Annotated in this window: 18 protein-coding genes; 11 read left to right on the forward strand and 7 right to left on the reverse strand. The window is 56.8% G+C overall.

The features are described 5' to 3' along the window. The first annotated feature begins 6 nt into the window (after window positions 1-6). The 10 genes from RSDT_RS07635 (at window position 7) to RSDT_RS01115 (ending at window position 7,726) form a co-directional block, all read left to right on the forward strand. The gene (locus RSDT_RS07635; RefSeq protein WP_269457533.1) at window positions 7-132 is read left to right on the forward strand and encodes a hypothetical protein; all 126 of its coding nucleotides are present in this window, start codon (window positions 7-9) and stop codon (window positions 130-132) included. 494 nt (window positions 133-626) lie between these two features. Further along, window positions 627-1,004, forward strand: coding sequence for a TIR domain-containing protein (locus tag RSDT_RS01075; RefSeq protein ID WP_096399221.1), 378 nt, complete (start codon window positions 627-629; stop codon window positions 1,002-1,004). Between the two features lie 48 nt (window positions 1,005-1,052). Beyond that, the gene (gene aroL, locus RSDT_RS01080) at window positions 1,053-1,589 is read left to right on the forward strand and encodes a shikimate kinase AroL (protein WP_096399222.1); all 537 of its coding nucleotides are present in this window, start codon (window positions 1,053-1,055) and stop codon (window positions 1,587-1,589) included. 240 nt (window positions 1,590-1,829) lie between these two features. Then, a complete protein-coding gene (locus RSDT_RS01085) occupies window positions 1,830-2,249 on the forward strand; it encodes an ATP synthase F0 subunit B (RefSeq protein ID WP_096399223.1) in 420 nt (139 codons plus the stop codon). A gap of 33 nt (window positions 2,250-2,282) precedes the next feature. Beyond that, window positions 2,283-2,891, forward strand: a complete 609-nt coding sequence (locus RSDT_RS01090) for an ATP synthase F0 subunit B (protein WP_231941855.1) — start codon at window positions 2,283-2,285, stop codon at window positions 2,889-2,891. Then, window positions 2,888-3,439: an ATP synthase F1 subunit delta gene (gene atpH, locus RSDT_RS01095; RefSeq protein ID WP_096399224.1), complete on the forward strand. Its 552-nt coding sequence runs from the start codon at window positions 2,888-2,890 to the stop codon at window positions 3,437-3,439. The genes RSDT_RS01090 and atpH overlap by 4 nt, the downstream gene beginning before the upstream one ends. 3 nt (window positions 3,440-3,442) lie before the next feature. After that, entirely contained in the window at window positions 3,443-4,951 is a 1,509-nt protein-coding gene (gene atpA, locus RSDT_RS01100; RefSeq protein WP_096399225.1) for a F0F1 ATP synthase subunit alpha, read from the forward strand. A gap of 24 nt (window positions 4,952-4,975) precedes the next feature. After that, window positions 4,976-5,860 (forward strand): F0F1 ATP synthase subunit gamma, encoded by an 885-nt coding sequence (locus tag RSDT_RS01105; protein WP_096399226.1) that lies wholly within the window; start codon window positions 4,976-4,978, stop codon window positions 5,858-5,860. 10 nt (window positions 5,861-5,870) lie between these two features. After that, window positions 5,871-7,292: a F0F1 ATP synthase subunit beta gene (gene atpD, locus RSDT_RS01110; RefSeq protein WP_096399227.1), complete on the forward strand. Its 1,422-nt coding sequence runs from the start codon at window positions 5,871-5,873 to the stop codon at window positions 7,290-7,292. Between the two features lie 32 nt (window positions 7,293-7,324). Further along, entirely contained in the window at window positions 7,325-7,726 is a 402-nt protein-coding gene (locus tag RSDT_RS01115; protein ID WP_096399228.1) for a F0F1 ATP synthase subunit epsilon, read from the forward strand. 236 nt (window positions 7,727-7,962) lie between these two features. On the opposite strand, the gene RSDT_RS01120 is transcribed toward RSDT_RS01115, so the two are convergent. From RSDT_RS01120 to rpmH, 7 genes are read right to left on the reverse strand one after another with little or no spacing between them, the layout of a single operon-like run. Continuing rightward, window positions 7,963-8,700, reverse strand: coding sequence for a 3'-5' exonuclease (locus RSDT_RS01120; RefSeq protein ID WP_096399229.1), 738 nt, complete (start codon window positions 8,698-8,700; stop codon window positions 7,963-7,965). 6 nt (window positions 8,701-8,706) lie between these two features. Then, a complete protein-coding gene (gene mnmE / locus RSDT_RS01125; protein ID WP_096399230.1) occupies window positions 8,707-10,104 on the reverse strand; it encodes a tRNA uridine-5-carboxymethylaminomethyl(34) synthesis GTPase MnmE in 1,398 nt (465 codons plus the stop codon). 5 nt (window positions 10,105-10,109) lie between these two features. Beyond that, window positions 10,110-11,075 (reverse strand): RNA-binding cell elongation regulator Jag/EloR, encoded by a 966-nt coding sequence (gene jag / locus RSDT_RS01130; RefSeq protein ID WP_096399231.1) that lies wholly within the window; start codon window positions 11,073-11,075, stop codon window positions 10,110-10,112. Between the two features lie 37 nt (window positions 11,076-11,112). Next, the gene (yidC, locus tag RSDT_RS01135) at window positions 11,113-12,765 is read right to left on the reverse strand and encodes a membrane protein insertase YidC (RefSeq protein WP_096399232.1); all 1,653 of its coding nucleotides are present in this window, start codon (window positions 12,763-12,765) and stop codon (window positions 11,113-11,115) included. Window positions 12,766-12,773: 8 nt separating this feature from the next. Then, window positions 12,774-13,037, reverse strand: a complete 264-nt coding sequence (gene yidD, locus RSDT_RS01140) for a membrane protein insertion efficiency factor YidD (protein ID WP_096399233.1) — start codon at window positions 13,035-13,037, stop codon at window positions 12,774-12,776. Next, a complete protein-coding gene (rnpA, locus tag RSDT_RS01145) occupies window positions 13,034-13,435 on the reverse strand; it encodes a ribonuclease P protein component (protein WP_231941856.1) in 402 nt (133 codons plus the stop codon). The genes yidD and rnpA overlap by 4 nt, the downstream gene beginning before the upstream one ends. A 14-nt stretch (window positions 13,436-13,449) precedes the next feature. After that, the gene (rpmH, locus tag RSDT_RS01150; protein ID WP_096399235.1) at window positions 13,450-13,584 is read right to left on the reverse strand and encodes a 50S ribosomal protein L34; all 135 of its coding nucleotides are present in this window, start codon (window positions 13,582-13,584) and stop codon (window positions 13,450-13,452) included. A gap of 212 nt (window positions 13,585-13,796) precedes the next feature. Here rpmH and RSDT_RS01155 point away from each other — a divergent pair, with 212 nt between their 5' ends. Then, window positions 13,797-13,988, forward strand: a complete 192-nt coding sequence (locus RSDT_RS01155; RefSeq protein WP_096399236.1) for a P-loop NTPase family protein — start codon at window positions 13,797-13,799, stop codon at window positions 13,986-13,988. The last annotated feature ends 23 nt before the right edge of the window (window positions 13,989-14,011 follow it).

The raw sequence follows: 14,011 nt of genomic DNA on the forward strand, positions 1-14,011 counted from the left end.
AAAGGGGTGTTCGAACGAAAAAACGCGCAGGAAGACATTCCCAAAACAAATCCGCTTTTGCGCGCCCTTTTCGTCAATCTGACCGGCCATGATCTCAAGGAGAACCATACTGCCGGTTTGTGGAAGACCTGATTCAGTTGCTTGCCCTTGCTGATATGTGGAATGTCCTTAAAGAGTTCGGCGAGCGGGACAAACGCACTGATCCCGTCATTCACTTTTATGCAACCTTCCTCTCCGCCCGGCACTGCGGGAAAAACGCGGCGTGTACTACACATCGGAGCCTGTCGTTTCCTGGCTTGTCCGTTCTGCCGATGCCGTTGTGCGCGAAAAGTTTGTCATTCCGCAAGGGCTTGCCGACAACGCGCAACACTGAAAACAACAACGGCCGACGGCGAGAGTTTGGATTCCGAAGGTATTGATTCTGGATCCCGCCTGCGGAACAGGCACCTTTCTTGACAAAACCATAGACCTTATCTGAAACAGGCTGATGGAGCAGGGACAAAACGGCGTATGGTCAATCTTTGTGAAGGAAAGTCTAGTTGCCCCCGCATTTTCGGCTTTGAACTGCTCATGGCCCCCTATGCGGTCCCCACCTCAAGCTGGGCATACAGCTTGCCGGTTATGACATGGCAGGGCTGGAGCAACAGCCTTGGTCTTATGATTTCTCATCAAGGGATGATGTCCAATGTCCGAAATTGAAAAAATTGTTCAAGAAGTCAACGGCACAATGGCTATTGAATGTAATTCTTGAGCTTGGTTATTTTTTTGCAAAATTAAAAAGAGAGAAGACATTTATTCTCAAAATTAAGGATGATGATATAGAAATGCCTTCTGATCTGCGCGGGATCATTTATGGAATTATGGACGGGAGGGGAGAATGGAAATTAAAACTCGCCCGAGAGTTGAGAGCAGTCGGTTTTGACGTGGAAGATGGTTTGTCCCTTATTTTGGAGAAGTGTGCAAAAAGGCCGGCGCGGCCGGGCAGGAGCGGAAATTTGCAATAAAACGTCCTCGCCGGGCGTGTTGTGACAAAACAGTCACGCGAGACATGTATGCCGATCATTTTTCTCACCGGCCCGCGTGCGTGCGGTAAAACTACAGTAGGTCGTCTGCTTGCGCAAAAGCTTGCTCTGCCCTTTGCGGATACGGACGAATATGTGCAGTACACGCTTGGCCGCAACGTCGCGGAAGTGACGGCAGCCGAAGGATGGAATTTTTTCCGAGCGCGGGAAAGCGCCGCGCTCGCTGAGGTGACGTTCCTGTACGGCGCAGACGCAGGGCGCGGCGCTGTTATTTCCACAGGCGGCGGCGTGGTGCTCGCACCTGAAAATTGTCGATTTATGCGTGAGCACGGTACTGTTTTTTTTCTCTCCGCGCCGGCGGAGGTGCTGGCGGCGCGTCTTTCGGCACGGCCGCAGTCGATCCGGCGCCCGCCGCTGACCGGCGGCAGCGTGAGTGAAGAAGCGGCTGCGGTTCTGGCAAACCGCTTGCCGCTGTATACAGAAACAGCGCATCACTGTGTCGACGCCGTAGGGCCGCCTGCAAAAATTTGTGAAATAATGCGAAAAATTATAGACTCAGTCGGCTGAGGCTGCTGCCAATGCTGGTCTTTTCGATTTCGGCGGCAGAGGCGGTTTTGCAAGCCCGCCTTAAGCGGGTTTGTCATCAATCCGGGCTCCATCCAGGCGATATAAGCCCGCTGCAAAAAATTTTGAAATGTTGTGAAAATGGTATAGATACCCTTTGACAGAAAGCTGAGGCAGCAGTGATCGTCAAAGCGTTTTTTGTGTCAACTCTTTCATACCGCTTATTATTGAGGAGGATGCGGCATGCTTGATCTCAACATCACCCTGCTTTTTCAGCTGGTGAATTTTTTCGTCGCCGTCTTTGTGCTCAATATCCTTCTGATTCGTCCCATACGGGACATCATTAAAAAACGTAATGACGTCATTGACGGCATGGCCGGCGAGGCAGACAATTTTGAATCCGAGGCGGCGCAACGTCTTTCCGCATATGAAGAAGAGCTGGCCCGCGCGCGCCAGGCAGCCGGCCTTGCCCGCAAAGAAGGCCGCGCCGGCGGAGCGGCCGAGCAGCAGAAAATTGTCGGCGCCGCGCAGCAGAGCGCTCGCGGCATTCTGGATGAGGCGCGCCGAACGGTGCAGGCCGAGGCTGAGGCAACGCTGAAAGATTTGCGCGCCCGCACGGCAGCTGTTTCCGCGCAGCTTGTCGACCGTCTGCTGAAGGGCTGATGGCTGCCTGTTGCGCGTCGCGGGCAGGGGGCAATGCGTTTCAATTATACAAGGGGGTGGGCTTTGAGCAACGGGAAGCAGAAAGGGTGCATTCTGCCGCTGGCCTTGGCTGTCATTGTCATGACAGCGGTGGACGTGTTTGCCGAGGGGGGGGGGGCCGCCGCGCCCCGTTGGGCCGATTTCGGCTGGCGTGTGCTCAATTTTGTGCTTTTTGCAGGCATTCTCTGGTATTTTGCGGGCGTGTCGGCGGTGAAGTTTTTCCGCGGACGCCGTCAGGGCATCCGTGAAACGCTGGACAACCTTGAAGAACGCCGCCGCAAAGCCTCGGAAGGCTTGACCGCGGTAGAAAAGCGCATTGCCGGTTTGAACGGGGAACGTGAGGCCATATTGGCAGAGAGCCGCGCACAGGCCGAGGTTCTCAGGCAGGGCATTATTGAAGAAGCGCAACGTCAGGCCGCCCTGATTATTGAACAGGCCGGACACACTGTTGAAAATGAAGGGCGCGCCGTTCTTTCCGAGGTGCGCGCCGTCATAGCTGATGAAATAGTGGCCGCCGCACAAAAAGTTTTGGCGGAAAAGCTTGACGGGGCGACGCACGAAAAATTTATCGCAAAATCCCTCAACAAGGTGGTGCTCCAGTGACAAGCACTGTGGTTGCGCGCAGGTACGCCAACGCCATCTTCGCGCTGGGCAAAAAGTATGGGGACAATGCCCTGACGCGGCACGGCGAATGTCTGGCCGCGCTGGGGGAAATGCTGGCCGCTTCGCTGGCGCTTGCCGTGATGTTTAAAAGTCCGGTTGTCGGCACGGAGGAAAAAAAAGCGGTATTGAGCAAGCTGCTTGCCGGGTTGAAAGCCGACAGCGTCATGCACAATTTTTGCTTTTTGCTTGCCGACAAGGAGAGGCTTGCTTGCCTGCGCGACATCGCGGCCTGTTACGGCAAGCTGTTGGATGCCGCGAAGGGAGTGATACGCGGCAGGCTTACCACGGCTGTTTCGCTTTCCGCTGAAAAGCGGGCCGTCATCAAGGCGGACATTGAAAAGAAAAGCGGCTCCTGTATTGAGCTGACCTTTGCCGTGGACAAGGCTGTTCTTGGAGGAGTGGTGTTCAAAATGGGAGATCGGGTGCTGGACGCAAGTCTGCGCACGCAGTTGGGGATCCTGCGGGATACTTTCAAGAGGGGTGAATAGCACATGCGGATCAAAGCGGAAGAGATTAGCAAAATTATTGAGGATCAAATCCGGAACTATGAGCAGCGCGTGGAAATGAGCGAAACCGGCACCGTGCTTTACGTCGGTGACGGCATCGCCCGTGTGCACGGCGTACAGAATGCCATGACTATGGAGCTGCTGGAATTTCCATGCGGCGTCATGGGCATGGTGCTCAACCTGGAAGAGGACAACGTGGGCGTTGCTCTGCTCGGTTCGGATGTGGGCATCAAAGAAGGAGATCCGGTCCAGCGCACCGGCAAGATTTTTTCCGTGCCCGTGGGCGACAAAGTTATGGGCCGTGTGTTGAATCCGCTGGGCGAGCCCATTGACGGGCTTGGACCGGTTGATTCCACAGAGGTGCGTCCCGTGGAAATCAAAGCACCCGGCATCATCGCCCGCAAAAGCGTGCACGAGCCGATGCCGACCGGCCTCAAGGCCATTGACGCGATGACGCCCATCGGGCGCGGCCAGCGTGAACTTATTATCGGCGACCGTCAGACGGGCAAAACGGCAGTGTGTATTGACGCCATTCTGGCCCAGAAGGAAACCGACATTCACTGCTTCTATGTGGCCATTGGCCAAAAGAAAGCTTCTGTGGCCCTGGTTGCGGATACACTGCGTCGTTACGGAGCGATGGAATACACCACCATTATTTCGGCAACGGCCTCTGATCCCGCGCCGCTGCAGTACATCTCGGCCTATACCGGATGCACCATGGCCGAATACTACCGCAACAGCGGCAAGCACGCGCTGATCATTTACGACGATCTTTCCAAGCAGGCAGTGGCATATCGCCAGATGTCGCTCCTGCTCCGCCGTCCGCCCGGCCGTGAAGCCTTCCCCGGCGACGTTTTCTATCTGCACTCGCGTCTTCTTGAACGTGCGGCAAAGGTAAACGACAGTCTGGGCGCGGGATCACTGACGGCGTTGCCCATTATTGAAACGCAGGCCGGCGACGTTTCCGCGTATATTCCGACAAATGTGATTTCCATTACCGACGGACAGGTCTATTTGGAACCGAATCTCTTCAACGCCGGCGTACGTCCGGCCATCAACGTGGGTCTTTCCGTCTCCCGCGTCGGCGGCGCCGCCCAGATCAAGGCCATGAAGCAGGTGGCCGGCACCATGCGTCTGGACCTTGCCCAATATCGTGAACTTGCCGCCTTTGCCCAGTTTGGCTCGGATCTGGACAAAGCGACCAAGTCCAAGCTGGCTCGCGGAGCCCGTCTTGTGGAACTGCTCAAGCAGCCGCAGTACCAGCCCATGCCGGCGCACGAGCAGGTGGCGTCTATCTACACTGCCACTCGCGGCTATATGGATGACGTGCCGCTGGATCAGGTCCGCCGCTTTGAGGCAGAGATGCTGGCGTTTATGCGTGACTCGCGCAAAGACGTGCTGGAGGCCATCAAAGAGAAAAAAGTCATTGACGAGGCTGTGGAGAAAGCGCTTACCGAGGCCATCGCCGCTTTCAAACAGGGCTGGCGGGCCTGAGGTTCCGATACCCGGGAGACAAGCATGCCTTCACTTAAAGATGTAAAAATGAAGATCGCTGGGGTCGGCAAGACCAAGCAGATTACCAAGGCCATGAATATGGTGGCTTCGGCGAAGTTGCGCGGCGCCCAGTCCCGTATTGAGCGCTTCCGGCCTTATGCGGCAAAATACCGGCAGGTGCTGGCTGAACTGTCGCGCAAGGTGGGGGGCAATGTCCACCCTTTGCTGGCCGAACACGAGGAAAAGAAAAATTGCGCCATAGTTATGGTCACCTCTGATCGCGGGCTGTGCGGCAGCTTTAATGGCAATATCATCAGTCAGGGCATGAAACTCGCGAAGGAAAAGACAGACGCAGGCATGACGGTGAGCTTTGCCTGTGTGGGCCGCAAAGGCCGGGACGCCGCGCGCAAAAGCGGCTATGACATGTTGACTTCTTACGGCGATCGTATGGGCAGTATAGATTTTGCTCTGGCGAGTTCTGTCGCCCAAGAAGTTACCCACGGCTATGAAACCCTGATTTATGATGAAGTGTGGCTGAGTTACGGCGAGTTTGTTTCCATGGGGCAGCAACAGCCGCGATGCCTGTGCCTTCTGCCGCTCAAAACGCCGGAAGCGGAGGAAGAACCGACGCAGAGCGGCGGGGCGCATTGCGAATATCTGTACGAACCCAAGGAAGAAAAGCTGCTCGCCGAGCTGCTTCCCTGTTATGTCAAGGTGCAGGTGTACCGCGGTCTGCTCGACACATCGGCCGGCGAGTACGCAGCCCGCATGGCGGCAATGGACAACGCCACGCGCAACTGTAACGAGATGATCACGGCGCTGACCTTGCTTTACAACAAGACGCGTCAGGCCTCCATCACGAGCGAACTCATTGATATCGTCGTCGGCGCGGAAGCGCTGAACGGTTAAGGAGCCAAACATGAGCAAAAATATCGGTAAAGTCGTTCAGGTTATCGGCGCCGTGGTGGACGTTGAGTTCAGCGACGGCAATCTGCCGGACATCCTCACAGCGCTGGAGATCAAAAATCCGAACAACGCGGACGCCCCTGAGCTGATCTGCGAAGTGGCGCAGCATCTGGGCGACAGTGTTGTCAGAACCATTGCCATGGACGCCACAGAAGGGCTTGTGCGCGGCATGGAAGCGAAAGATACAGGCGCCCCGATCATGGTGCCTGTGGGCAAAGCCTCTGTGGGCCGTATTTTGAATGTTATCGGCCGCCCTGTCGACGAGCTCGGTCCTGTCAGAGCGGAAAAATATTACCCCATTCACCGCCCCGCGCCCAAGTTTACAGACCAGAACACCAGGGTGGAACTGCTGGAAACCGGCATCAAGGTGGTGGATCTGCTTGTGCCCTTCCCCAAGGGCGGCAAGATGGGCCTTTTCGGCGGCGCCGGCGTGGGCAAGACCGTTATCCTTATGGAAATGATCAACAACATCGCCAAACAGCACGGTGGGTCATCGGTGTTCGCGGGCGTGGGCGAACGCACCCGCGAGGGTAACGACCTTTACAGCGAGTTGAAGGAAGCCGGCGTGCTTGAACGCGCCACTCTTGTCTATGGCCAGATGAATGAACCGCCGGGAGCGCGTGCGCGCGTCGCTCTGACGGCTCTGGCCTGCGCCGAGTACTTCCGTGACGAAGAACGCCAGGATGTGTTGCTGTTTATTGATAATATTTTTCGTTTCACCCAGGCTGGTTCGGAAGTCTCCGCCCTGCTTGGCCGCATGCCCTCTGCCGTCGGCTATCAGCCGACATTGGGCACAGACCTGGGCGCCTTGCAGGAGCGCATCACATCGACGAGTCAGGGGTCCATCACGTCGGTGCAGGCCGTGTATGTGCCCGCTGACGACCTGACAGACCCTGCCCCGGCCGCGACCTTCTCGCATTTGGACGGAACACTCGTTCTCTCACGCCAGATTGCGGAGTTGGGTATCTACCCGGCTGTGGATCCGCTGGACTCCACCTCGCGTATTCTTGACCCGCGCGTCGTTGGTGACGAACATTACACCGTTGCGCGCCAGGTGCAGATAGTTTTACAAAAATATAAAGAATTACAAGATATTATCGCTATTCTTGGTATGGATGAACTTTCAGACGAAGACAAGCTCACTGTGGCGCGCGCGCGCCGTATTCAGCGTTTTCTTTCCCAGCCTTTCCATGTGGCCGAAACCTTTATCGGCTCTCCCGGCCAGTATGTAAAGCTAGAAGACACCATCAAGGGATTCAAGGGCATTCTGGACGGCGCGTATGATCACATGGCTGAGGGGGACTTCTACATGCTTGGCGATATCGAGCAGGCCGTGGCAAAATATGAGCAGCGCAAGCTGAAGGAAGCGAACTAGCAAATCAGCCGCCGCACGGGCAAGGAGTCAGTATGGGCACGTTGCAACTGGAAGTAGTCACTCCGGATAAAATTGTGGTCAGCGCCGAAGCGGAAATGGTGGTCTGCCCCGGCGTGGCAGGCGAATTCGGGGTGCTGCCGCAGCATGTTTCTCTGCTTTCGGCCCTGAAGATCGGCGGCATGCGCTACCGGGTCAACGGCAAGGATGCAACCATCTTCATTTCCGGCGGTTTTGCCGACGTGAACAATAACGTGATGACAGTGCTTGCGGAATCGGCGGAACAGGCTTCCGACATTGACGCGGTACGGGCGCAGGCCGCCAGGGAACGCGCAGAAAAACGTCTGGCCGCCCGTGACGAGGTGGTGGAGGCCCCGCGGGCTGAAGCCGCCCTGCAAAGAGCGATAATGCGCCTGAATATTGCCGGCCTTCGCTGATTGCCGTAGCGTATAAACACCTACAGGTCGCTTTTTGTTGAGCCCCGCGTTCTGCCGACAGCGACTTTTTTGCAGATTCGCGAGCACGCTGCTGTAAAACTGCCTATAGGGTTGCGGAACGCAGCCATGCGGGGGGAGGACAGGGCGTTTGCAGTGCTCCAGCGCTGGGTCATTGCGCTTGGCTTATGCACCGTCAGAAAAGTCGACGCACAGGCCATGTGAGAGTGTGAGAGATTTTAAAAGGAGCTGTCGTCAAGTTCAGCGGACAGATGCAGGCTTTCGTGCACTATACGGCCTTTGATTTTCGTGTCTTCCTGGGCGGTAAGCAGATCCAGCGCGCTGGATCTGCTTTGCCCGGAAGAACCCCCGGGGGCAAGGCCAAGCTCGCGCATGCGCAAAAAAATTAAACGTCCTATCCATGCGTCTGTAGCGGCATAGGCAATCTGACGGCGGCTCAGTTCCGCCAGGCTCCAGTCGGAACACCGGGATCCCTTGGAAATGCGGCGGCCGAACAGAGTTGCGGCAAGAGTGCGCAAGCCGTGGCTGGAAAATTTGCCGGCGCGGGCCAGAGCGCCGAGATCCGCAAGACCTGCAGGTTCAAAACTGTGCAGCCCTGCGAGATTGCTCATGTCATCGCGTATGCTCACACCGGCTTTTATTTGATCAGGGTTTGCCAGAATGTCGGCAAGATGCCGGCCAAACGGCAGACAGGCGAGCTGGATGAGGTAGACAGCCCGCTCAGTGGACAGTTGGATCAAGGACGGCGCGTTTATCTTGCCCTTGTGGAAATTGGGCCGCGTCTCAGTGTCGAAACCAAGAACAAGCTCCGCGGCAAGATCAGACAGAACGCGCTTTAACTCTGTGAGCGAACGGACAAGATGCACCTCTCCGCCATAGCGGTACAGGGGCAGGGAGTTGATTTCCTCGCTGCTCAGTCGGCGTCGGAGCGCATTGACATCCGCCTCGGCATTCATCGTCGTCTACTTGCCGATGCAGAATTGTGAAAAAACACGATTGAGCACTTCCGCGGGGCTCGCTACGCCCGTCACGTCCCCCAGTCGTGTCGCTGCGGTGTCCAGACGCACAGCGCAGCAATCATAGGGCTGACCGGCCAGAATGTCCGTCTTGAGCGCCTGCAGTTCAACAAGAGCTTCGTTGAGAGCTCCGGCTTGGCGTACATTGGGCGCAATGCCGTCCGGCGTCGCGCTTCCTGCGCCGTCGCCCAGCACAAGGGTGCGCAAATCCCGCGCCAGTTCGTCCAGATGTTCTCCGGAAAGCGCGCTGACGGCGCGGCAGGGAAATCCCGCGCTCCAGCGCGGCGGGAATACTTTCGGCATACAGATGTCGCTTTTGTTCCAGACAACAAGCACAGGCGTCTCCCCGGCAAGAGCCAGTGCCTCCACCGCGGCCGGGTCAGGGCATGTGGGGGCCGCCGCGCCTTGTTCGTGCAAGCGCGCGCCGTCAAGCACCAGCACAATCGCGTCGGCCTCACGCAGTTTTTGATGGCTTGCGGCCACACCCAGGCTTTCCACAGGCTCAGCGGTTGCCCGCAGACCGGCTGTGTCTGTGAGGCACACGGGCAGACCGTCAATTTCGCACATTTCTTCCAAAAAATCACGTGTTGTGCCGGGAAATTCCGTCACCAGAGCCCTAGTGCGCCCCAGAAGGGCGTTGAGCAGGCTTGACTTGCCCGCGTTGACGGCTCCCGCCAGCACCACAAGCGCCCCATGCTGCATGAGTCGTGCCCGTTTTTGGCCGGCCAGCAGGCGGCGCACGCCGACAATCACGTCGTCTACAGCCAAGGCAAAGGCCTGCGGCGCCAGACACTCCACATCTTCTTCAGGAAAATCCACCGCCAGACAAACCTGCGCGCGCAATGCGTCCAGCTTTTCCCGCAAGACCAGTGTGCGGCGGCCCAGAAGGCCCTCCAGACGATTGAGACTGTACCGCAGCGCCTCGCGTGAGGGCGCCGCTATCATTTCCGCCACAGCTTCAGCCTGACTTAACTCCATGCGGCCATTCAGAAAAGCGCGACGTGAGAACTCGCCCCTTTCCGCAAGACGCGCCCCTAGGCGCAGCGCGTTCTCCAGAACTGTCCGCACGATAAACGGGCCGCCATGACAGTGAATTTCCGTCATGTCCTCGCCGGTATAGGTGTGCGGTCCAGGCATAAACACGGCAAGCGCGTCGTCCAGGGCTTCTCTGTCGGAATCCAGAATGCGTCCTCTGTACAGCATCCAGGGACGAAAATTTTCAAAATGCGGCGAAAAGGGCAAAAACATGCGCGCCAGCATTTCTTTGGCCTGTGGCCCGCACATGCGCACAATGGCTATGCCGCCCGCGCCGGGCGGCGTAGCTATGGCGGCTATGGTGGACATGAGTACTATTTTTCAGTTTTTTTGCGCATGATGACAACCTGTTTCACATGTCCGTCGCCGGTGCTGCGCGTCTGTACGTCCGCGTCGTCCTGCAGGTAAATGTGGACAATACGTCGATGGTAGGAAGAAAGCGGCCGAGTGGCATACGGGCGTCCGCTGCGGCGCACTTTCTCCGCCAGCGCGGCTGCCAGATCCCGCAGCTTTTCATCCTGACGCTGGCGGTAGTCGTCCGCATCCAGCTGTACGCGCACGGCGGCGTTCATGCCTCGTGAGACAATACGCGAAACAATGTACTGTACCGCTGCAAGCGTTTGTCCCTCACGCCCTATGAGCAGACCGGAATCCCGCGGGCAGGCCACCGCAGCGCTCACGTGCTCCTTGCTCATATCCAGCGTAATCCGGATGTTGTCCCCCGCTATGGGGCACACAAGGGCGCGCACGGCTTCCAGCGTCAGTGTCTGCAGCCGTTCGGCGTCCATCTGCCTCATCGGCGTTGTCGGCCGGCCTTCGTCGTCTTCGTCAAGCGCTTCGTCAAAATCCGGAGTTTGAAAGTCCGGCCCCGGGATTGCGAAATCTTCATGTTCTTCAGACTGTTCAGGTAGTGTCGGATGGGCCGGCGCCGGCGCCTGGTCCGGAGGGATGTCCGCTTCACGCTGCCGGGCGGCAGGGGGTTTTCGCTTCTGTTTGCGGCCGTGCGCGTCCGGGGAGAGGGCTTTTTCACCGTTTTCGGAAGGTTGTTTCGGGATTTCGTCTGCTGTTTCTTTGCTTAAAAGGCTTTTCATCGTCTCGCGCGGCTGGGCACGCCGGGCGCGCACTTTGGCCTTGCGCGCTCCGACAATACCGAAGATACCGGATTTCGCGTCCTGTACAATTTCGATTTCCAGTTTTTCACGCGCCGTGTTGAAATATTCACAGGCTTCTTCAATGGTGCCGTCCAAGTTCTTGCCCTGAAATTCCTTGAACTCTTTCATATAAAACCTCACTCAGCCGAAGCGGCAGGTTGCGGCTTCACCCGGCGGCGCGCGCGGCTGTTTTATTTTTTTTCATCATCAGCCATTGCTGGGCAATGGAAAGAATGTTGTTGACAAGCCAGTACACCACAAGACCGGACGGGAAACCCAAAAAAAGTACCGTAAAGATTAGCGGCAGAAACATCATGATTTTCTGCTGGGTAGGATCTGCGGCCGGGGGGCTCATCTTCTGCTGCAAAAACATGGTGACGCCCATGACAATGGGCGTGATGTACCAAGGGTCCTGGGCGGAAAGATCCGCCAGCCAGACAATGTCCGTAAAGGGCACATGGTCGATAAAGGGCGCGTGCCTGAGTTCAATGGAGGTCAGCAGCGCCTGGTACAGACCGAAAAAAACGGGAAGCTGGATCAAAATGGGCACGCAGCCGCTCGCGGGATTGACGCCGTATATTTTATAGAGGGCCATGACCTCCTTGTTCATTTGTTCCTTGTTGTCTTTGTTTTTCTCGCGGATGGCTGTCATCATGGGCTGAAGTTTTTTCATTTTTTCCATGGAAGCATAGCTTCTAGCCGTCAGCGGCCAGAACACGGCCTTGATAAGAATGGTCAGAAGGATAATGGCCACGCCCCAGTTGTGCACCCAGGCGTAAAAAATTTCCAGCAGCCAAAGCAGGCCCTTGGCGATCAGACTGAAGATACCGAGGTCAATGCTTTTGGCCAGTTCTTCAGACGCGGCGCGCAAAAGAGAACGTTCCTTCGGGCCGTACCAGTAGAAAACCGCAAATTCTTTTTCCTCGTCCGCCGCGAGCGTGATTTCCGGCTCTTCAACAGCCGTGCGGTAAACGTTTTTTTGCAAACGGCCCTTGATCGTAAGGCCTTGCCCGTCAGCGGGCAGCACTGCCGAGAGGAAATACGTGCTCATGACCCCGGCCCAGTGAATGTTGCCCGCAGCCATTACGCCGGTGGATTCCAGGGTTTTGTCAGAGGATTCTTCGGAAAGACTTCCGCCGTTGTCCCAGGCTATGCGCATGCTGTCATAGCGTCCGCCGCTCGCATTGCTTGCGTCCGCCGCGGTGGTATAGCTTATGCGCGCGCTACGCGCCTGTTCGCTCAGGTTGGCGACACGCACTTTTTCACTGATCAGATAGGAATCGGCGCTGAAGGTCAGTTCACGCACAATACGCAGATTGTCCATCTTTCCGGTCAGATGCAATGTTTCTTTATGCCCGGCGCCGATGCTCAGGCGCGGCGCGTCCGTATCGACAGTCCATTGCCCTGTGCTCCAGGACGGATGCCCGTTGATCACAAGGCCAAGAGGAGCGACGCCGGCGGTTTGCGTATCCACCATATTCACGAACGGCGCGTTCGCAGCCAGACTTGTCATGAATTTTTTAAGTCTGAACGATCGCAAAATGCCGCCCCCGGTATACAACACGGCGTCATACAGCGGCGAATCAATGGTCAGATCCCTGCCGGGCGCAGGGTTGAAAACATGCGGAAGATTTTTTTCGGTTTCGGCCTGTTCGGCGGCATCCTGCCTGGGCGCTTCTTGTCTCGCGGCATCCTGCACTGCCGGCGTCAGGGGTTCAGGCGCCTTCACCCAGCCCATATATTCGGCAAAACGCCCCCAACCAAAAAGGACAATAAGACAAAGCACAATGGCCAGAATAAGATTTTTACTGTCTTGCATGCAAGTTGTTACTCCTCGGACAAGTGCCCCACAGCGCGGCTGTCCTGCGCGGACGGTACGGGATCATAACCGAAATCGCCAAAGGGGTGGCAGCGGGCGAGCCTGCGCAAGGCGAGCAGCCCGCCGCGCAGCACGCCATGACGCAAAACGGCCTCTGCCGCATAGGCCGAACACGTGGGGTAAAAACGACAGGCTGGAGGCAGCACAGGCGAAATAAAACGCTGATAAACGCGTATGGGCAAAACAACCACGCCTGTCAGCAGTTTGTTCATGTCGGCAAGTCCTGTCCGCCGGTTCTGGCAATCCGCTTCAACAGCGGCAGAAGCTCCGCGGCCACACGAGAAAGATCCAGTCTTGCATCGCCGGCATTTTTTTTTGCCACAGCCACCAAATCGGCCTTTGCTGGAAGCGCGTCGAAATGCAGACGAAAAAATTCCCGCAACAGCCGTTTGATGCGATTACGAGTGACGGCATTCCCTACTTTACGGGAAACCGCCATGCCGATGCGCGTCCGTTCGTCGGAGCGTGTTCCTGTATGTAAAAAAACAAGAAAATGCGTACTGTAGTAGCGTGCGCCAAGCTCATAACAGACGGCGAAATCAGCGCGGCGGCGAATTTTGGCCTGCCGCGGCAGCGTCAACGCGTGTGAGGGAAGAGCGCATGCCGCCACAGCGACCGCCGGCATTAGGCACTTAACCGTTTGCGGCCTTTGGCGCGACGGCGGCAAAGTACTGCGCGGCCGCCCGGACTGGCCATGCGCGCGCGGAAACCGTGCGTGCGTGCTCTTCTGATTTTGCTCGGCTGATATGTTCTTTTCATGGCGATAATTCCTGCTAGTTTTAAGTTATGTCCTGCTGAAAAGCGGCTTATACACGCCATCATCCCGCCCGTCAAGTTTGCGGGACTTTCAAATTAGGGCAGACGCATCTAAATTTCGGCTCTGCTTGCGATGCCACGCCTTGACGCCAGACCGTATTATCGGCATAAAAACAGGCGGATGCCCTTATCCCGCCATTCATAAAAGGCGCCTTATGAATATTCAGGCTGTGGAAGACTTGAGAGAGAAGCACCCTGCGCCGGAACTGGTGCTTATTGAAAGCGGCGGTGACAATTTAACGGAATTACTTTCCGGCAAGGGGGTCAAGCCGCTTGCTGATTTTATTATTGAGCAGGTATACTGCCGGGCAGGGGGTTTAGAAGAAAGATGCTCAAGCTGCTCTTAAGCGCTTATTTCCTATCTGTCGCA

The sequence above is a fragment of the Candidatus Desulfovibrio trichonymphae genome, assembly GCF_002355955.1.
GTDB lineage: Bacteria > Desulfobacterota > Desulfovibrionia > Desulfovibrionales > Desulfovibrionaceae > Desulfovibrio > Desulfovibrio trichonymphae.